This is a genomic window from Allobosea sp. LjRoot237 (assembly GCF_964253285.1).
In the GTDB taxonomy this organism is placed as follows: domain Bacteria; phylum Pseudomonadota; class Alphaproteobacteria; order Rhizobiales; family Beijerinckiaceae; genus Allobosea.
Map to the genome: position 1 here is coordinate 4,658,894 of NZ_CAXUQP020000001.1, position 17,818 is coordinate 4,676,711.

The following is a 17,818-nucleotide window of genomic DNA, read 5'->3' on the forward strand; positions in this document are numbered from 1 at the left end:
GCCGCACTCACGCTCCATCGCGTTCGGCGAGCCCTGGCTGGGGAACTATTGGTCGTTCTCGCCAAAGGTGATGCCGAGCACATCGATGACGGGCATGTGCTTGCGCGTCGCGGCGTAGGACTCAGGACTTTTCTTCTGCCGGGCGATGCCGCTGCGGCTTGTGGCCCTGCTGGCCGCGATGATTATGCTTATTGTGATCGCGGCTTTCCTGATTCATGCCTGCGCGACTCACCGGAAATTCAGCAGAGCGTGCCGAGCCTGCCGGTTTGCGATAAGGCTCGCCGTCGGAGCTCAGCTGTGCCTCCATCTGGCGGCCGTCAGGAACGTCGGATTTGCGCTCCAATGTGCGCAATTGCTGCTCATGCGTCTTTCTGCCAACGATCGCATGCTCCTTCTCAGGCGGCGTGCGCAGGAAGGACAATCCCGGACAGCGCAATGCCTGCCTGCTCTGAACTGTCCTTCAGCGCGCCATCGGCGAGCGAGACGACGCCGACGAGGCGCTTGTCGCGGTTGACCACGGGCAGTCGCCGCACCTGAATATCGCCCATGTTCTGGACGACGTGGTCCATATCCTCGTCTTCGAAGCAGTATTTGATGTCCTTCGTCATGATCTCGCGCACCGGCGTCCGGGCGTCGCGTCCCTCGGCAACGGCGCGGATGACGATGTCGCGATCGGTGATCATGCCGACCAGGTGGTCGTCGTCGCCGACCGGCATGAAGCCGATGTCCTCACTCACCATGCGGCGGGCGATCTGCTGCAAAGTCTCGTCCGGCCGAGCAATCTCGGCGCCCTTGGTCATCACATCCGATACTTTCATTGCTTCAGTCTCCTCTCTTCCGAAACATCGCCGGCATTCTTCTGCTCCGGCCAAAGCGCGCGAATCCCTTCAGGCAGTGCATGGCGCACCTTGGTGATCTCGCCGGGGTCGAGATGGTGCTGCAACACGGCAAAAACGGCTCTCGTCGCCGCTGCGGGATCGACCGGCCTGACATCGCCGAACGAATCCTGAATGCGCTGCACGAATTCGTCCTGAGTGCGCAGCGCCAGTGGCTGCTGCGAGGGGCGGTATTGATCGTAAAATGCGCCGCGCACGAAGAGCGGCAATTGCGCCGCGAGATGGGCGGCGTCATCAGGCCGCAGCCTGTCGCGCAGGACGCGAAGTACCGCGCTGAGGACGTGCCAGGCCAGCTTGCGGTCGGGCCCGATCTGATCGGTGATCTCGTTCAGCCAGATATGGGTAGCCTGCGCCGATCGATCGAAGACATCCAAGCCTATCGTGCTCATCGTCTTCCTCCGATGCGATGGAGTTCTCGGTGGAACTGACCCAGCGGGCTTCGGTTCCAAGAAAATCGTCATCATACGCCGGTGGAGAAGCCCGGGCCGTAGTCGGAAGCCATTGGGGGAAACCGCGTTGTCAAACTGGCTGTCCGTTTGACGCGGAAAACACCGCCATGGGCCGTCATATTGGCGCCGATCACGAAGCTGGCGTCTTCGCTAGCCAGGAATGCAATCCCGACGCCTCTCGCGAAGATCCTCTGGGGGAGTTCAGCGATTTCGGCGCCCGATCAGCAACTCGGCCTGTCCAGGGCCAACTCACACCCGGTCCCTTAAAGCGCTCGCGCCTTGTTGTTTGGCGCAATGGGCGCAGCAGTAGATTATTTCATCCTGCTCGACGCCGTGTCCTATGACGCGGCACCCGCAATGCGGACATATCGGGGCGAGTTTCTGGATCGCGCATTCGAAGCTGTCGAATGTGTAGGTTTGACCGTCCGAAACGACCTGGAACGTCTTATCGTAGTCATTTCCGCATTGATTGCATCGAGCCATGGCGAAATCCTCCTGAGAATCCGAACCAGTGACGGGACGCGAAGTTCCAGCGCGAACGAGAGCGGCGGCAGCTGACAGCTGCTGCGCCAGCTTCTAGGATCGCGCCATGCGTGCCCGCCAGATCGAAGTCTTCCGCATGGTCATGCGCTGCGGCACGCTGACCGGCGCCGCCGAGGCGCTCAACGTCTCGCAGCCGGCGCTCAGCCAGATCCTGCTGCACACCGAGGACGAACTCGGCTTCAAGCTGTTCCTGCGGGTCAAGGGCCGGCTGATCCCCACACCGGAAGCGGAGGAGATCTACCCCGAAGTCGAGCGCCTGTTCGGCGACCTCGAAATGCTCAGGCGGCGCACGCGCGACCTGCGCCATGGCAAGGCCGGTCTCGTGCGCCTCGCCGCCTCGGCGCCCCCGTCCCTCTCCTTCGTCCCGGAGGCACTGCGCCATTTCCGCGCCGCCCATCCGAACACGCGCGTGCGCTCCTATGTCGTGCCGGCCGAGGTCATCCTCACCATGCTCGACCGCGACCAGGCCGGGCTCGGCATCGCGATGATGGACCAGCCGACGCCCTTCATCGAGACTGAGGTCGTCGGCTACACCCGCGTGGTCTGCGTGCTGCCGACCCACCATCCGCTGGCCGAGCGCGACTCTGTCGGCGCCGAGGATCTCGATGGCGAGACGCTGATCTCCTACCGCGCCGAATCGTTGCCTGGGCAATTGCTGCGGGATGCGCTGGCCAAGGAAGGCCTGCCTTTCCGGCCGGAGATGGAGATCGACGTCTCGATCATCGCGCTGGCCTTCGTGCAGCAGGGGCTCGGCATCGCGGTCGTCGACGGCCTCCTGCCCTGGCACAATTTCCCCGGCCTGGTGACGCGTCCGTTCCGGCCGCATGTCGCCTTGCCGCTCTGCCTGCTCACCAGCACGCGCCGGCCGCTCTCGCGCAGCCACGAGCTGCTGCGCAACCACATTCGCACGGCCTGCCAGCAGCTCGACCTCGACCGGCCCGCTCCCGAAGCGCCCGAGGCATAAGGCCGGCTTATCCGGCGCCGTGGTTTTGGTGTTGGACCCCTCAGGGCGTGCCCGCCAAGACTGGCGCGTCTTTCCTGGGATGGGCCCATCATGAGCTGGCGTATCGGCGTCGACATCGGCGGCACCTTCATCGATTTCTGCGCGCTGGAGAGCGGCAGCGGCCGTGTCGAGACGATCAAGGTCCTGACCACGCCCGATGCGCCAGGCCGCGAGCTCCTCGCCGGACTCGACCTACTGAACGAGCGCCATGCCGTTGCGCCGGAGGAGATCATCTCCTTCGTCCACGGCACCACAGTCGGCATCAACACCATCATCCAGCGCAAAGGCAGTCGGCTCGGTCTCGTCACCACCGCCGGCTTCGAGGACGTGATCGAGCTGGCGCGCCTGCGCATGCCGGAGATGTACTCGCTGTTCTGCACCCGCCCCGAGCAGCTCATCCCACGCGATCGCGTCTTCGGCGTCGGCGGGCGCGTCCTCTCCGACGGCAGCGTCGCCGAACCGCTCGACCGCGAAGCCCTCGAGGATGCGGTGAGCAAGCTCAGAGCCCGCGGCGTCGATGGCGTGATCGTCTCCTTCCTGCATGCCTACCGCAACCCGGTCCACGAGACGGAGGCGCGGGCGCTGATCGCCGGGCTGGCGCCGGAGCTCTTCGTCTTCACCACCAGCGAGGTCTGGCCGGTTATCCGCGAATATGAGCGCACCACCACCGCGATCCTGAACGGCTACGTCCACCCGCGCGTCTGCGGCTATCTCGAAGCCCTCGAGGAAGCGCTCGCCTCGCGGGGCGTGCCGGCCGGTCCGATGTTGACCAAGTCGAATGGCGGGGTGATGAACGCCGCGACCGGCAAGCGCGCCTGCGTCAACATGCTGCTCTCGGGCACGGCCTCTGGCGTGATCGGGGCGGCCTATCTCGCCGAGCAGGCGGGCGCGAAGAACATCCTCACCCTCGACATCGGCGGCACCAGCGCCGACCTTGCCCTGATCATCGAGGGCCAGCCGCAATTCGGCACCGGCGAGGTCGTCGGCGACTTCCCGCTCTATGTGCCGAGCGTCTCGGTCACCTCGATCGGCGCCGGCGGCGGCTCGATCGCCTGGGCCGACGCCTTCGGCGTGCTCAAGGTCGGCCCCGAAAGCGCCGGCTCGACGCCCGGTCCCGCCTGCTATGGCCGCGGCGGTACCCGCGCCACGGTCACCGACGCGATGGCGACCTGCGGCCTCCTCGGCCACACCGCCCTCGCCTACGACCAGATCGGCATGCGTCGCGACCTCGCCGAGAAGGTCGTCGGCGAGGTCGCCGCCCTGCTCGGCCGCAGCGCAGAGGCGACGGCCGAGGCGATCATCGCCATCGCCGTCTCCGAGATGTTCGTCGAGGTCAACAAGCTCGTCGCGCGCTACGGCGTCGACCTGCGCGACTTCGCGCTGATGCCCTTCGGCGGCGCCGGGCCGATGCTCGGTTGCTTCCTGGCGCGCGAGCTCGGCATCCCACGCGTGCTGGTGCCGCGCCGCCCCGGCGTCGTCAGTGCGTTGGGCGGGCTGATCGCCGATGTGAAGGGCGACTTCATCCAGAGCCTCTTCGCCGCGGCGGAGCCGGCTTCGCTGCCGCAGCTGCGCGCGGCGCTGGCGCGTCTCAAGCAGGACGGGCTCGCCTGGATCCGCGAGGACCAGCGCTTCGCCGGGCCGGTCGTCGAAAGCCTGAGCGCCGACATGCGCTATCATGGCCAATCCTTCGAGATCGAGGTGCCGCTCTCGGAGGGCTGGCTCGCGGAGGGTGACCTCGCTGCGATCCGCGCCGCCTTCCACCGCCAGCACCTCGCCATCTACGATTTCAACGACGAGGCGGCGGAGGTCCAGATCGTCAATCTGCGCCTCGTCGTCACCGGCGCGACGCCGCGGCCCGAGCTCGCCCCGGCGAGCGAAGCGGTCGACGAGGCGGCGATCCCGGCGCGCTCCATCACGGTCTGGCTCGACGGCGCCGAGCGCGAGGTCGCGCTCTTCCACCGCGAGGCGCTGCGCTGCGGCCAGCATTTCTCCGGCCCGGCCGTGGTCGCGCAGGAAGACACCACCATCTGCATACCCGCCGGCTTCGAGGCTGAGGTCGACGCCTTCCTCAACCTCCATCTCATCCTGCGCGAGGGAGCCTGATCATGGTCGACAAGGTGACCCTGCAGGTCCTGGCCAATCATTGCCGGGCCGCGGCCGAGAACATGGCCTACACGCTCTACCGCACGGCGCATTCCACCTTCGTCAAGGAGACCGAGGACTTCACCGTCATGGTGATGGATCGCAGCGGGCGCGTCGTCGCCGTGCCGATGGATCTGGGCGCGACCTGGTATCCGGGCATGAACTACAACCGCGCCATCGAGATGGTGCCGGATTACCGCCCGGGCGACATCGCCTTCACCAACGATCCCTATAGCGGCTATCTTGCCACCCACGCGCCCGACACGCATCTGTGGAAGCCGATCTTCCATGAGGGTGAAATCGTCTGCTTCGTCGGCGGCCACGTCCACAACACCGACATGGGCGGGGCCGTGCCGGCGAGCCTGTCGCGCTCGCTCACCGAGATCCATCAGGAGGGCATCCGCTTCCCGCCGATGACGCTGATGCGCGACGGCGCCTTCGACGAGACCGTTTTACGCATCATGATGATGAACGTGCGCAAGCCCGCGCTCAACATGGGCGACCTCAAGGCGCTGGCCGGCGCGCTCAACACCGGCGAGCGCAAGATCCAGGCGATGGTCGCCAAGTTCGGCGCCAAGGGCTTCATGGACGGGCTGGGCGGACTGATGGACTATGCCGAGCATCAGGCTCGCGAGATCCTGCGTTCCATTCCCGATGGCGAGTACGTCTTCTCCGATTATGCCGACGAGGACGGTGTCGACGGCAATCCCTGCCGGCTGGCGCTGACGCTGACCATCAAGGGCGACGAGGCGATCCTCGACTTCACGGGATCGGACCCGCAGCTCGGCTCCTCGCTCAACGTGCCGACCGGCTCCGACCCGCGCCATACGCTGCTGCTCGTCGGCGTCTACTACGTACTCTACACGCTGAACCCGCAGCTCCTGCTCAATTCCGGCCTGACCCGGCCCTTTACCTGCATCGCGCCGGAAGGGACGGTGCTGAATCCGTCGTTCCCGGCTGCGGTCGGCATGCGCAGCCTGACCTGCGCACGCCTGCGCAGCCTGATCTTCGGCGCCTTCAGCCTCGCCGCGCCCGAGCGCCTGCCGGCGGCGCCGGCCGGCTCGAGCTCGATCGTCAACGTGATGACCACCGACGAGAAGACGCATCGCAGCGTCATCGCGGCGATCAACCCGGTGGTCGGCGGTGGTGGCGGCATGCCGCATCGCGACGGACCGAACGGCTCGGGCGCCGACGCCGCCTATCTCAAGAACACGCCGATCGAGATCACCGAGACCGAGGTGCCGATCCGGTTCATGCGCTACGGGCTCCTACCGGATTCAGGCGGCGCCGGGCGCTGGCGCGGCGGGCTCGCGACAGTGATGGAGTTCAAGGTGTTCTCGCCGAACTCGCGCATCACCGTGCGCAACCGCGACCGCTCGCATTTCCGGCCGTGGGGCACGCTCGGCGGGCTTTCGGCCGAGACCTCGAACTTCATCATCAATCCCGGCGGTCCCAACGAGCGCATTCTCGGCAACACCGACATCGCCGTCGCCGAGCCGGGCGACGTGATCCATATCCATTCGCCGGGCGGAGGCGGGCGCGGCTCGCCATTGGAGCGCGAGCCGGAGCGGGTCCTGCTCGATGTCGAGCGCGGCTATGTCAGCCTTGAGGCGGCGCGGGCGCTCTATGGCGTGGTGATCGAGGGAGGCGCCGTCGATCCCGATGCGACGGCGGCGTTGCGGGCAGAGCTGAGGACGCGGGCCCACCAGACACACTTCCATTTCGGCCCGGAGCGGGATGCCTTCGAGCAGGTCTGGACGGAGCGCAACTACGCCGCGCTGACACGGCTGCTGGCGGGTCTGCCGGTGCATTGGCGCTTCTTCACCAAGACCAAGCTCTTCGCCGTGATGCGGGACGGTTCCGGCGCACGAGATGTCGCCGCCGCCTTCGTTGCCGTTCGGCGGGATTATCCGCAGATTCCCGAGGTTGGACAGGATATCCCTGAAATCGCGCAGGCGGCCGAGTAACCGTTTGGCCTAGTCGACGGTAACAGCTGCACCTGCTGCGATCTCGCCCGGCGTCACCACGTCGCAATAGATCCCGAAATTGCGTTCGTGGCGCTTGACCACCGTCCGCAGGATCTCGACGTCCTGAGGCAAGCCCTCCTGCGCGATCGTGATGAAGCCGCAGCGTCCGCAGGGCTCGCGCCCGTGCAGCACGACCTCTCCGATCCTGATTTCACGCCCGATCCAGCCATGCTCCGGTATGGCCTCCGTTCCATCGGGCCAATTGACGAGGAGATTGGGCCGGAAGCGGCGAGCATCGATGACGCTGCCGGGCAGCTCCCGTTCGAGGCTGCGCAGCGCCGCGCTGGTGACGAGATGGATCGGTGCATGCTCGTAGCGCGGCCGGAACCCGCCTGATCCAACGGCATCGAACGGCTTCAGCACCGGCATGAACCCGAAGGTCCGCGACAGGCTCTCCAGCAACTGCGTATCCTGCGGCCCCACCCAGCGCTCGCCGTCGAGCGAGAGGGCGACGCCCTCCTCCACGGCTTTGGCATGGGCGCGTGGCACGCCGATGAAGTGCTTCTCGCGGCCGGGAGAGGCGATGCGCCCGGTCGCGGCGTCGAGCAGCCCCCAGATCCGGTCGCCGGCGACCCCGCCGGCCTCGACCTGGAGCTGGGCCAGCTGCTCGCCGGCCATCGAGCTGACCGGATAGCGCCAGAGCTCGGCGAGCTCTCCCGTCACTGGCCTTCCATCCTCGGATCGAGGGCGTCGCGCAGGCCGTCGCCGATGAAGTTGAAGCTGGTGACGGCGAGCGTGATGGCGGCGCCCGGAATGATGGCGAGCCAGGGCGCGCTGGTGAGATAGCTTTGGGCACTTTCCAGCATGTTGCCCCAGCTCGGCGTCGGCGGCTGGATGCCGAAACCGAGGAAGGAGATGTAACTCTCGGCCAGGATGGCGTGGGCGACATTGAGCGTCGCCGCGACGACGATCGGCGCGATCGCGTTCGGCAGAAGCTCGCGGACCATGATGCGCCGGTTGCTCGCGCCGAAGGAGACGGCCGCCTGCGCGAATTCGCGCGTCTTCAGCGAGCGGATCTGCGCCTCGACCACGCGGGCGACCTCCATCCAGGAGGTCATCGCGATAAGAAGGATGATCGACGGCACCGAAGGCGAAATCAGCGCCGAGATCGCCAGCAGCAGGAAGATCGACGGGAAGCACAGCATCGCATCGACGAAGCGCATCAGTGCCGCGCCGAGTGCCCCTTCGTAGAAGCCGGCGACCATGCCGACGACGATGCCGATCGCCATCGCGATCGCCATGGCCGAGAAGCCGACTGCGAGCGAGATCCGCCCCGCCATCAGGAGGCGCGCGAGGATGTCGCGGCCGAGCGGATCGGTTCCGAGCACATGCGGACCGGCGAAGGGCGGCGCGAAGCGGTTGCGGATGTCGATGAAGGTGTCGGTGTAAGGCAGCAGCCAGGGGCCGACGATGCAGGCGAGCGTCAGGAAGACGATCGTCGCCGCGCCGAAGACCGCGAGCTTGTGCCGTCGGAAGCGGCGCAGCCCCGGGCTGTTCCAGAAGCCCGGCGCCGGCGGCAGCGCCGGCTCGGCGGTGCTGGTGAAGGGCACGCCGCTCATCGTCCGCTCCTCGAGATGCGCGGGTCGGCGACGCCGTAGAGCAGATCGGCGAGCAGCGACCCCAGCAGAACGAGCACGGCGGTGAACATCAGGATGCCCATGACCACGGGGTAGTCGCGATAGCTGATCGAATCGAGGAAGAGCCGGCCCATGCCGGGCCAGGTGAAGACCGTTTCGGTCACCAGGGCGCCGGAGAGCAGCGTCGGTACGTGCAGGCCGGTGATGGTGATCATCGGCAGCAGCGCGTTGCGCAGGGCATGGCGCATCAGGATCTGCCGCTCCGGCACGCCCTTGGCGCGAGCGGTGCGGATATAGTCCTGGTTCACGACCTCGAGCATGGAGGAGCGCATGTAGCGGCTCCACACCGCGGTCGAGACCAGCGCCAGCACGATGCAGGGCCCGATCAGGTGGTGCACCTGGTTGAGGAACGAGCCGTCGCCCATGGTGTAGCGGTTGCCCGCGGGCAGCCAGCCGAGCCCGACCGAGAAGACATAGATGATGACGAGGCCGAACCAGAAGGTCGGGATCGAGAGCGCAATCATGGCGCCGACGGTGGCGAGCGAGTCGAACAGCGAATAGCGCCGGATCGCGCCGAGAATGCCGACCCAGGCGCCGATCAGCATGGCGAGCAGCGTCGAGGTCAGCATCAGCTCCAGCGTCGCGCCCAGATGCGAGGTGATGATGTGCAGCACCGGCTGCTGGTCGCGATAGGACACGCCCCAGTCGCCGCGCAGCATGCGCCAGAGCCATTCGATGTATTGCACCGGCAGCGGGCGGTTGAGCCCGAGCTGTTCCGCGATGCGGTCGAGATCAGCCTGGGTCATGTCGCCGCCGGCGGCGAACTGCGACATCGGCCCGCCGGGAGCCAGATGCAGGATGGCGAAGCCGATCACCGAGACGATCAGCAAGAGCAGCAGCGACTGCCCGAGCCGGCGCAGGAGAAAGGCGATCATGGCGCCCTGCCCCCGGCCAGCGCCGGCTTGATGCCGGCGCGGTTCAGATCGCGCATCACGTCACTTGGCCCAGTACCACTGGCCCATGTTCCAGGTGTTCTGCCTGGCGTTGATGTTGGGCTGGTAGCCGATCAGCCCCTCCTTGTAGCCCTCGACCGGCGCGTACTGGTAGATCGGCAGGATCGGCAATTCTTCGCGCACCAGCACCTGCAGCTTCCGGTAGATCGCCTTGCGCTTCTCCGGATCGAAGCTCTCCTGGCCCTGCTTCATCAGGGCATCGGCCTCGGCGTTCTGCCACTGCATCTGGTTGGCGCCGTTGCCGCTCTTGGCCGGGATCGCGTCCGAGCCGAAGCGATGCGCCGGATCGGGATCGATCACCGTGCGGAAGGCGGTGCCGACCAGCAGGGACTGGAACTTGGAGCGGGTGTAGAACTCGCCCCAGATCACGGCGGCGGGCATGTTGTTGATCGCCATCTTGATGCCGATCTGCTGCCAGTCCTGCTGCATCAACTGCTGGCACTGCTCACGCAGCGCCGCTCCCGTCGTGGTCGAGACCGCGAATTCGAGCGGCACACCATTCTTCATGCGCACGCCCGAGCCGGAGCGCTTCCAGCCGGCATCGTCGAGGATCTTGCCGGCGAGAGCCGGGTCGTAGGACTGCTTCGGCAGGCTCGGATCGTAGGCCCAGGATTCCTGCGGCATGAAGGATTCGGTCGGGATGTGCAGGCCGTAGAAGACGATGTCGATGATCGCCTGCTTGTTGATCGAGGCGTAGAGCGCCTTGCGCACCGCCTTGTCGGACAAGGCCGGGTGCTCGAGATTCGGCATCAGCACCTCGAGCGAGGCGCTCGGGATCTTCACCACCTTGCGGCCGGGCAGCTTGACCGCCTCGGCGTAGAAATTGGCCGGGATGCCGGTGCCGATAATCAGGTCGACCTGGCCGGTGCGGAACTGGGCATAGAGCGCAGTCTGATCGGGCACGTATTTCAGTACGGCCTTCTCCAGATACGGCCCCTTGCCGTGGTATTTCTCGTTGGCGACGAGCTGGATGTTGTCGCCCGGCGTGCGCGTGCCCCATTTGAACGGGCCCGTGCCGACCGGCGCGCCGTTGAATGGCGCCGTGTTCGGGTCGGCCGCCTTCTCCAGAATGTGCTTGGGCACGATGAAGGTGTTGGAGAGCAGCGCGAGATAGGGCGCATAGGCCTTCTCCATGCGCCAGGAGATTTCCAGCGGGCCGGTGACCTTGATGTCCTTGACCAGCGAGTGGCCGACGCGGGTGCGCGCCTTGAAGCCCGGCGCATTGATCAGCTCGAGCGTGTACTTGACGTCCTCGGCGGTGAAGGGCGCTCCGTCATGCCAGGTGATGCCTTCGCGCAGCTTGACCTTCCAGGCGAGGCCGCCTTCCGAGATGCCGCCATTGGCCTCGCTCGGCACCTCGGCGGCGAGATCGGGAACCAGCGAGCCGTCGGGCTGGGCCAGCCACATGGTGTTGAACACCTGCATCCAGACGGTCTCGTCAACCTCGATGCCGGGCATCAGCGGGTTGAAGGCAGTCGGCTCCTGCGACAGACCGACCACGACCTGGCCGCTCGGCTTGGCGGGCGGGGGCGGGGGCGCCTTGCCCTGGGCGCGCGCGCCGAGGCCGGACGCGGCAAGGATGCCGCCGGCGCCCAGCGCCAGGACCTCGCGGCGATGCAGGGCAGGCAAAGCGAGGCCAGGCGTCTTCGTGGACGGCTTGTTCATCGTCGATCCCCTTGTTGTCGACGGCCCTTGTGAGACCGTGGCACGGTCACCGCCTTTTGCCTGGCGGTTGACCGTATCGGCCGTCGCATTGGCGGCCCGGCCCCATCATAGGCAGGGCGCGGCCGGCGATGGCCACTGTCCTTTGCCGGGACAACCAAAAGAATCTGCCGAATCCAGCCCTTCCTTTGGCATAGGGTTCCAGATGGTTCGGGCTTGAATACCGGCCTCCCGTTTCGGTCTGCGCGCCAGCACGACCTCTCCCAAGGACAACGCCGCCATGTCGCCCCCGGTCAACCGCGTCCAAAGCGACGAAGCCTTGCCCGCAGCGGCCGATATCGTGGTCATCGGCGGCGGCATCGCCGGCGTCACCGCCGCCTACCATCTGGCGAAAAAGGGGCATTCGGTGGCGCTGGTCGAGAAGGGCTACCTCGCCGGCGAGCAGTCGAGCCGGAACTGGGGCTGGTGCCGCCAGCAGAACCGCGACCTGCGCGAGCTGCCGCTGGCGATGCGGGCGGTCGAGATGTGGAACGGACTTTCAGAAGAGGTCGGCAACGATGTCGGCTTCCGCCGCAGCGGCCTGACCTATCTGACGACCCGCCAGTCCGACCTTGATGCCTGGGAAGGCTGGGGCGAGAAGGCTCGCCAGTACCAGATGCAGACGCGCACGCTGAGCGCCGAGGAGGCCCGGGCCCTGGCGCCGCATGCCAAGGGTGACTGGGTCGGCGGCGTGCATTCGCCGACTGATGGCCGAGCCGAGCCTGCCATGGCGGTTCCGGCCATCGCCGAGGCTGCGCGCCGGCTCGGCGTCACCATCCACCAGGACTGCGCGGCGCGTGGTCTCGAAACCGCGGCCGGGCGCGTCTCCGGCGTCGTCACCGAGAAGGGCACGATCCGGACCTCGGCGGTGCTGCTCTCCGGCGGCGTCTGGACCGCGATGTTCGCCCGGCATCACGGCATCCGCATGCCGCTCGCCGGCATCAAGTCGACCTCGTTCTTCACCGGGCCGGCGCCGGAGATCACCACGGGCGGCATCTCGACGCCGGATCTCACCATCCGCCGCCGGGTCGATGGCGGGTACACGGTCGGGATCAGCGGGCGCGGCCTGCTCGAGCTTTCGCCGCACGGCATGCTCAATGCCAGGCCGTTCTGGCAGACCTTCAAGAAGCGCCACAGACTGCTGACGATCCGCGCGGGCAAGTCCTTCTTCTTCGGGCCCGAGGCGCTGATGCGCTGGAGCAATGACTCGATCTCGCCCTTCGAGCGGATGCGGACCTACGATCCGCCAGCGCAGGAGGAATTGATCACCTTCGCCAGGAAACGGCTCGCCGAGATCTTCCCGCAACTCGCCAATGTCGAGATCAAGCACAAATATGGCGGGCTGATCGACTTCACACCCGACTGGGTGCCGGTCATCTCGGCCATCGACCAGCTGCCGGGCCTGCATGTCTCTGCCGGCTTCAGCGGCCACGGCTTCGGCATCGGACCGGCGGCGGGGCGACTCGCGGCCGACATCGTCACCGGCGACAGCCCGATCGTCGATCCCCATCCCTACCGCTACAGCCGCCTCATCGACGGGACCGACCTCGGCGAGCCCGGGCTGATGTGAGGCGCGCCCTGCCCTGACCACGCAGTCCCGCCGCCTTGTAACGCGGCGCTTTCCGGAGCCTTCCATGCCGCCGACCATCGAACGCATCGCCAGCAGCGCGGCGCTGCCCGCGGCAGCGGATGTCGTCGTCATCGGCGGCGGCATCGTCGGCGCTGCCGCGGCTTATTATCTGGCGCGGCGCGGCCGCTCGGTAGCGCTGGTCGAGAAGGGCGTGGTCGGCGGCGAGCAGTCGAGCCGCAACTGGGGCTGGTGCCGCAAGCAGAACCGTGACGCCCGCGAACTGCCGCTCGCGATCCGCGCGATGGAGCTCTGGGAGAAGCTGAGCGAAGAGCTCGGCCGCGACAGTGGCTTTCGTCGCTGCGGCCTGGTCTATGCCAGCAACGACGCCGCGCAGCTGGCGCAATGGGAGCGTTGGCGCGAGACCGCCAAGGCCTTCGGCGTCGAGACCACGATGCTCACCGGACCTGAAACCGCGACAATGACCGCCGCCAGCGGGCAAAGCTGGCGCGGCGGGCTGCATTCCGTCACCGACGGCAAGGCCGAGCCGGCGCTCGCAGCGCCGCTGATGGCCGACGGCGCTCGCCGCAACGGCGCCAGCGTCCATCAAGGCTGCGCCGCACGCGGGCTCGACATCACCAATGGTGCCGTCACCGGCGTCGTCACCGAGAAGGGCACGATCCGCACCAATGCGGTAATCCTCGCCGGCGGCGCCTGGGCCTCCGCCTTCTGCCGCCGCCATGGCATCGCCTTCCCGCAGGCGAGCATTCGCGCGACCAGCCTGCGGACCGAGCCGGCGCCGGAGCTCCTCGACGCCTTCTACACTCCCGAGATCGCGCTGACCCGTCGCCTCGACGGCAGCTATACGGTCGCGATCAGCGGCAAGGGCACGCTCGAGGTCACACCGCAGGGCCTGCGCTACGCCCGCGAATTCCTGCCGATGTTCATCAAGCGGCTGAAGGCGGTCGAGCTCGGCATCGGCACCTCCTTCTTCAAGGGGCCGGAGGCGTTCGGGAGCTGGGAGCTCGACGAGATCACGCCCTTCGAGGCGATCCGTGTGCTCGACCCGGCACCGAGCCGGCGCGCCATGACCACGCTGATCGAGCGCGCCCACGCCATCTTCCCGCCGCTGAAGACCATCGCCGTGCGCGAAAGCTGGGGCGCTTACATCGATTCCACGCCCGATGCGGTGCCGGTGATCTCGCCGGTCGCCGGCCTCTCCGGCTTCGTGCTGGCGGCCGGTTTCAGCGGCCACGGCTTCGGCCTCGGCCCCGCCGCCGGCCATCTCGCCGCCGACCTTGCGACCGGCGACACGCCGATCGTCGATCCACGCCCGTTCAGGCATTCCCGCCTCGTCGACGGCTCCCGCGGCGAGATCGGCGAGTTCTGAGCCTCAGCAGAGACGCTCGGCGACGCGCGCGATCATCGTCATAGCCCCAGCGAGCTCGGCGTCGGTGATGTACTCTTCCGGCTTGTGGGCGCGGTCGACATCGCCGGGACCGCAGACGATCGCGGCGATGCCTGCCCGCTGGAACAGGCCGGCCTCGGTGCCGTAGCTGACGGCCGCCTGGCGCGCCTGGCCTGAGGCCGCCTCGGCGAAGGCGACAAGCGGATCGGCCTCGTGGAGCGCGAGCGGCGGGTAGTCGCTCAGGGTCTCGAAGCTGAAATCGACCTTGTGCCCCGTCGCGGCAGCTTCGCGCCGGATCCGCTCGGCGGCGCCTTGCAGGAAGCCGAGCAGCGCGGCGGGCTCCCGCCCGGCGATGGCACGGGCCTCGACCTCGAACACGCATTGCGCCGGCACGATGTTGATGCCGGTGCCGCCCTTGATCACACCGACCTGGATCGTCGAATAGGGCGGTGCGAAGGCCTCGGCGAAAGGCCCCTGCCGACCATGGCGCAGCGCTTCCTCATGGATCGCGGCAATAAAGCCCGCCGCATAGTGGATCGCATTGTCGCCGAGATCGGTGCGTGAGGAATGCCCAGCCTTGCCGTGCACCGTGACGCGCTGAGCGATCTTGCCCTTGTGAGCCAGCACCGGCCTCAGCCCGCTCGGCTCGCCAACGATGCAGCCGAGCACCGGCGGGGCGAGCTCCGGCAGCCGGGCGATCAGGTGGCGCACGCCGACGCAGCCGACCTCCTCGTCATAGGACAGCGCGATGTGCACCGGCCGCGCCAGCGGCGTCGCGACGAGGGCCGGCACGCTCGCCAGCACGCAGGCCGCAAAGCCCTTCATATCGACCGCACCGCGCCCGATCAGCCGCTCGCCGTCGCGTCGCAGCCGGAAGGGGTCGCCGAGCCAGCCTTCGGGCGGCGCCGGAACCACGTCGAGATGCGCCGAGAGGATGATGCCGCCCGGGGCCTTCGGCCCGATCGTGGCGAACAGATTGGCGCGGTCGCCCTCCGGCCCCGGCACGATCACGCTGTCGACGCCATGGCCGGCGAGATAGGCCCGGACATGCTCGATGATCGCCCCGTTCGGCGTGCGGCAGACGGAGGGAAAGCCGACGAGGTCGGCGAGGACGGTTTCGACGGTCATGAGATTTCGCAACGAGGTTGGGCTGGCCGAGCTGCGGTGAGAGCGCCCGGCCTGTCCATCCTGCCTCGGCACGCGCAGCAATCCATGCCGAAGCATCCCCGTTCATCGGCAGAATCTTTGGTCGCGCCGATGCGATTCCGCCTCCGTGCCCGCGCTCGCGCTCTAGCCTTTTCCGAGCGGCAGGCAGCCGTCGCAATAATCGAAAGCGAGACGATGAGCAGCTTCCGGCCGAAATTCATCACCTTCGACTGCTACGGTACGCTGATCTATTTCGAGATGGCTCCGGCGGCCCGGCGTGCTTATGCAGGTCGGCTCGTGCCTGAGCAGATGGACGCCTTCTGCGACGCCTTCTCGAACTATCGCCTCGACGAGGTCCTCGGCCCGTGGAAGCCCTATCAGGACGTCGTCCGCAATGCGGTGGAGCGGACCTGCAAGCTCCTCGGCATCGCCTATGATCCGGCCGACGCCCAGCGCATCATCGACGAGATCCCGAGCTGGGGCCCGCATCCGGACGTGCCTGCCGGCCTCGCCAAGGTCGCCAAGGAAATTCCGCTCGTCATCCTCTCGAACTCGATGACGGATCTGATCCCGCATTCGGTCGCCAGGCTCGGCGCGCCCTTTCACGCCGCCTACACCGCGCAGGAAGCCCAGGCCTACAAGCCGCGCATGCGCGCCTTCGAGTACATGTTCGACATGCTCGGCTGCGGTCCGCAGGATGTGATGCACTGCTCGTCGAGCTTCCGCTACGACCAGATGACCGCCTACGATATGAAGATCGCCCGCCGCGTCTTCGTCAATCGCGGCCACGAGCCGTCCAACCCCTACTACAGCACGCACGAGATCAAGGACATTGGCGGCCTGCCGGGCCTGGTCGGTCTCTAGACCATGGCCGATTTCGCGCCTGAATCGGTCGCCTTCGCCACGGGCCACTATATCGGCGGCGCCAATGTCGGCAATGGCGAGCGCATCCCCGTCGCCCGCCCCTCCGACCGCGTCGACTATGCCGAGTTGCCGGTCGCGGATGCAGCGACCGTCGACCGGGCTGTGAGCGATGCGACACGCGCCGTCCGGGCGAGCGGCTGGGCGACACGGCCACCGCGCGAGCGGGCCCGCGCCATGCGACGCTGGGCCGACCTGATCGAGGAGCGTGCCGAGGAGCTCGGCCGGCTGGAGGCGCTCGGCTCGACCCGGCCGATCGCCCAGGCGGTGACCGGCGACGTCGCCAGCGTCGCCGACGGCATCCGCTTCTTCTCCGAATGGGCCGACAAGCTCGGCGGCGAGGTCGCGGCGACGCGCGCCGACCATCTCGGCATGATCGTCTCGGAGCCCTATGGTGTGGTCGGCGCGATCACGCCGTGGAATTTCCCGCTCAGCATGGCGAGCTGGAAGGCCGGGCCGGCGCTGGCCGCCGGCAACGCCATCGTCCTGAAACCCTCTGAGCTGACGCCGTTCTCGACGGTGCGGCTGGCTGAGCTCGCGGTCGAGGCCGGCATCCCGGCCGGCATCTTCAACGTCGTTCAGGGCACCGGCGCCGTGACGGGCGACGCGCTCAGCCGCCACCCCGGCATCGCCAAGCTCTCCTTCACCGGTTCGACCCGCACCGGCATCGCGGTGATGAAGGCCGCCGCCGAAAGCGGCATCAAGCCGGTCACGCTTGAGCTCGGCGGAAAAAGCCCGCAGCTCGTCTTCGCCGATGCCGACCTCGACAAGGCGGCCGCCTGCATCGCCGGTTCTCTCTTGGCCAACGCCGGGCAGGCCTGCGTCGCCGGCTCGCGGCTGATCGTGCAGGCGCAGGTCGCCGAGGCGTTGGTCGCAGCGCTGCGCGCAAAGCTCTCATCCGTCACGCCCGGTCCGACCTGGAAGGCCGCAAGCAGCTTCGCTCCGATCATCTCCGAGCTGCAGGCCCGGCGCATCGACGCCATCTTGGCGCATAGCCGCGATCAGGGCGCCGACATCCTGATGGGCGGCGGCCGCATCGCCGGCCATTGCGGTGCCTTCTACCAGCCGACGCTGATCGCCAATGTCAGTGCCGAGACGGCGGCGGTGCGCGAGGAGGTCTTCGGGCCGGTCCTCACCATCCAGACCTTCACGGACGAGGAAGAGGGCTTTGCCCTCGCCGACCATCCCGAATACGGCCTCGCCGCCGGCGTCTATACCCGCGATCTCGGCCGAGGCTTGCGCGCAGTGCGCCGGCTGCAGGCCGGCACCGTCTGGGTCAACCGCTACAACCGCACGCTCGACTTCATCCTGCCGACCGGCGGCTACAAGAGTTCCGGCATCGGCAAGGATCTCGGCCGGCAGGCGGTCGAGCAAAACCTGCGGCATAAGACGGTGCTGATCGACATCGCGAGCTGAGGCGCGTCC

General features: G+C 67.5%; 15 protein-coding genes. 7 read left to right on the top strand and 8 right to left on the bottom strand.

The window, feature by feature from the left end; all coding sequences use genetic code 11:
* Nucleotides 1-121: 121 nt before the first annotated feature.
* From ACSQ24_RS22765 to ACSQ24_RS22775, 3 genes are read right to left on the bottom strand one after another with little or no spacing between them, the layout of a single operon-like run.
* Nucleotides 122-421, bottom strand: coding sequence for a hypothetical protein (locus ACSQ24_RS22765; protein WP_436096883.1), 300 nt, complete (start codon nucleotides 419-421; stop codon nucleotides 122-124).
* Nucleotides 396-818: a CBS domain-containing protein gene (locus tag ACSQ24_RS22770; protein WP_436096884.1), complete on the bottom strand. Its 423-nt coding sequence runs from the start codon at nucleotides 816-818 to the stop codon at nucleotides 396-398. Before ACSQ24_RS22770 ends, ACSQ24_RS22765 begins: the two co-directional genes overlap by 26 nt.
* Entirely contained in the window at nucleotides 815-1,285 is a 471-nt protein-coding gene (locus ACSQ24_RS22775) for a DUF2267 domain-containing protein (protein WP_436096885.1), read from the bottom strand. The genes ACSQ24_RS22770 and ACSQ24_RS22775 overlap by 4 nt, the downstream gene beginning before the upstream one ends.
* Nucleotides 1,286-1,934: 649 nt before the next feature.
* On the opposite strand from ACSQ24_RS22775, the gene ACSQ24_RS22780 reads away from it, so the two are divergent.
* From ACSQ24_RS22780 to ACSQ24_RS22790, 3 genes are all read left to right on the top strand, one after another.
* Nucleotides 1,935-2,852 (top strand): LysR family transcriptional regulator, encoded by a 918-nt coding sequence (locus tag ACSQ24_RS22780; RefSeq protein WP_436096886.1) that lies wholly within the window; start codon nucleotides 1,935-1,937, stop codon nucleotides 2,850-2,852.
* 90 nt (nucleotides 2,853-2,942) lie between these two features.
* Nucleotides 2,943-4,994 (top strand): hydantoinase/oxoprolinase family protein, encoded by a 2,052-nt coding sequence (locus tag ACSQ24_RS22785; RefSeq protein WP_436096887.1) that lies wholly within the window; start codon nucleotides 2,943-2,945, stop codon nucleotides 4,992-4,994.
* 2 nt (nucleotides 4,995-4,996) lie between these two features.
* Nucleotides 4,997-7,000 carry a hydantoinase B/oxoprolinase family protein gene (locus ACSQ24_RS22790; protein ID WP_436096888.1) on the top strand — a complete coding sequence of 668 codons (2,004 nt, stop codon included), beginning with the start codon at nucleotides 4,997-4,999 and terminating at the stop codon, nucleotides 6,998-7,000.
* Between the two features lie 9 nt (nucleotides 7,001-7,009).
* Here ACSQ24_RS22790 and ACSQ24_RS22795 read toward each other — a convergent pair whose 3' ends face one another.
* The 4 genes from ACSQ24_RS22795 to ACSQ24_RS22810 are packed head-to-tail and all read right to left on the bottom strand — an operon-like array spanning nucleotide 7,010 to nucleotide 11,315.
* Nucleotides 7,010-7,723: an MOSC domain-containing protein gene (locus tag ACSQ24_RS22795; RefSeq protein WP_436096889.1), complete on the bottom strand. Its 714-nt coding sequence runs from the start codon at nucleotides 7,721-7,723 to the stop codon at nucleotides 7,010-7,012.
* On the bottom strand, nucleotides 7,720-8,619 hold the full coding sequence (locus ACSQ24_RS22800) for an ABC transporter permease (protein WP_436096890.1): 900 nt from the start codon (nucleotides 8,617-8,619) through the stop codon (nucleotides 7,720-7,722). The genes ACSQ24_RS22795 and ACSQ24_RS22800 overlap by 4 nt, the downstream gene beginning before the upstream one ends.
* Nucleotides 8,616-9,572: an ABC transporter permease gene (locus ACSQ24_RS22805; RefSeq protein WP_436096891.1), complete on the bottom strand. Its 957-nt coding sequence runs from the start codon at nucleotides 9,570-9,572 to the stop codon at nucleotides 8,616-8,618. Before ACSQ24_RS22805 ends, ACSQ24_RS22800 begins: the two co-directional genes overlap by 4 nt.
* Before the next feature lie 60 nt (nucleotides 9,573-9,632).
* Nucleotides 9,633-11,315, bottom strand: coding sequence for a peptide ABC transporter substrate-binding protein (locus ACSQ24_RS22810; RefSeq protein ID WP_436096892.1), 1,683 nt, complete (start codon nucleotides 11,313-11,315; stop codon nucleotides 9,633-9,635).
* A 277-nt stretch (nucleotides 11,316-11,592) separates the two neighbouring features.
* Between ACSQ24_RS22810 and ACSQ24_RS22815 the strand changes: the two genes are divergently transcribed.
* Together ACSQ24_RS22815 and ACSQ24_RS22820 are read left to right on the top strand one after the other, a co-directional pair.
* Nucleotides 11,593-12,921 carry an NAD(P)/FAD-dependent oxidoreductase gene (locus tag ACSQ24_RS22815; protein WP_436096893.1) on the top strand — a complete coding sequence of 443 codons (1,329 nt, stop codon included), beginning with the start codon at nucleotides 11,593-11,595 and terminating at the stop codon, nucleotides 12,919-12,921.
* Between the two features lie 64 nt (nucleotides 12,922-12,985).
* Nucleotides 12,986-14,308, top strand: a complete 1,323-nt coding sequence (locus ACSQ24_RS22820; RefSeq protein ID WP_436096894.1) for an NAD(P)/FAD-dependent oxidoreductase — start codon at nucleotides 12,986-12,988, stop codon at nucleotides 14,306-14,308.
* A gap of 3 nt (nucleotides 14,309-14,311) precedes the next feature.
* On the opposite strand, the gene argE is transcribed toward ACSQ24_RS22820, so the two are convergent.
* Nucleotides 14,312-15,454, bottom strand: coding sequence for an acetylornithine deacetylase (argE, locus tag ACSQ24_RS22825; protein WP_436096895.1), 1,143 nt, complete (start codon nucleotides 15,452-15,454; stop codon nucleotides 14,312-14,314).
* Between the two features lie 213 nt (nucleotides 15,455-15,667).
* Between argE and ACSQ24_RS22830 the strand changes: the two genes are divergently transcribed.
* Nucleotides 15,668-16,336, top strand: coding sequence for a haloacid dehalogenase type II (locus ACSQ24_RS22830; protein WP_436096896.1), 669 nt, complete (start codon nucleotides 15,668-15,670; stop codon nucleotides 16,334-16,336).
* A 3-nt stretch (nucleotides 16,337-16,339) separates the two neighbouring features.
* On the top strand, nucleotides 16,340-17,809 hold the full coding sequence (locus ACSQ24_RS22835; RefSeq protein ID WP_436096897.1) for an aldehyde dehydrogenase family protein: 1,470 nt from the start codon (nucleotides 16,340-16,342) through the stop codon (nucleotides 17,807-17,809).
* Nucleotides 17,810-17,818 lie beyond the last annotated feature (9 nt).

What these genes read in the sequence shown, in the direction of transcription:
- ACSQ24_RS22770 (WP_436096884.1), bottom strand. Translation starts at nt 818, where the DNA reads ATGAAAGTATCGGATGTGATGACCAAGGGCGCCGAGATTGCTCGGCCG.
- ACSQ24_RS22775 (WP_436096885.1), bottom strand. Translation starts at nt 1,285, where the DNA reads ATGAGCACGATAGGCTTGGATGTCTTCGATCGATCGGCGCAGGCTACC.
- ACSQ24_RS22780 (WP_436096886.1), top strand. Translation starts at nt 1,935, where the DNA reads ATGCGTGCCCGCCAGATCGAAGTCTTCCGCATGGTCATGCGCTGCGGC.
- ACSQ24_RS22785 (WP_436096887.1), top strand. Translation starts at nt 2,943, where the DNA reads ATGAGCTGGCGTATCGGCGTCGACATCGGCGGCACCTTCATCGATTTC.
- ACSQ24_RS22790 (WP_436096888.1), top strand. Translation starts at nt 4,997, where the DNA reads ATGGTCGACAAGGTGACCCTGCAGGTCCTGGCCAATCATTGCCGGGCC.
- ACSQ24_RS22800 (WP_436096890.1), bottom strand. Translation starts at nt 8,619, where the DNA reads ATGAGCGGCGTGCCCTTCACCAGCACCGCCGAGCCGGCGCTGCCGCCG.
- ACSQ24_RS22805 (WP_436096891.1), bottom strand. Translation starts at nt 9,572, where the DNA reads ATGATCGCCTTTCTCCTGCGCCGGCTCGGGCAGTCGCTGCTGCTCTTG.
- ACSQ24_RS22810 (WP_436096892.1), bottom strand. Translation starts at nt 11,315, where the DNA reads ATGAACAAGCCGTCCACGAAGACGCCTGGCCTCGCTTTGCCTGCCCTG.
- ACSQ24_RS22815 (WP_436096893.1), top strand. Translation starts at nt 11,593, where the DNA reads ATGTCGCCCCCGGTCAACCGCGTCCAAAGCGACGAAGCCTTGCCCGCA.
- ACSQ24_RS22820 (WP_436096894.1), top strand. Translation starts at nt 12,986, where the DNA reads ATGCCGCCGACCATCGAACGCATCGCCAGCAGCGCGGCGCTGCCCGCG.
- argE (WP_436096895.1), bottom strand. Translation starts at nt 15,454, where the DNA reads ATGACCGTCGAAACCGTCCTCGCCGACCTCGTCGGCTTTCCCTCCGTC.
- ACSQ24_RS22830 (WP_436096896.1), top strand. Translation starts at nt 15,668, where the DNA reads ATGAGCAGCTTCCGGCCGAAATTCATCACCTTCGACTGCTACGGTACG.
- ACSQ24_RS22835 (WP_436096897.1), top strand. Translation starts at nt 16,340, where the DNA reads ATGGCCGATTTCGCGCCTGAATCGGTCGCCTTCGCCACGGGCCACTAT.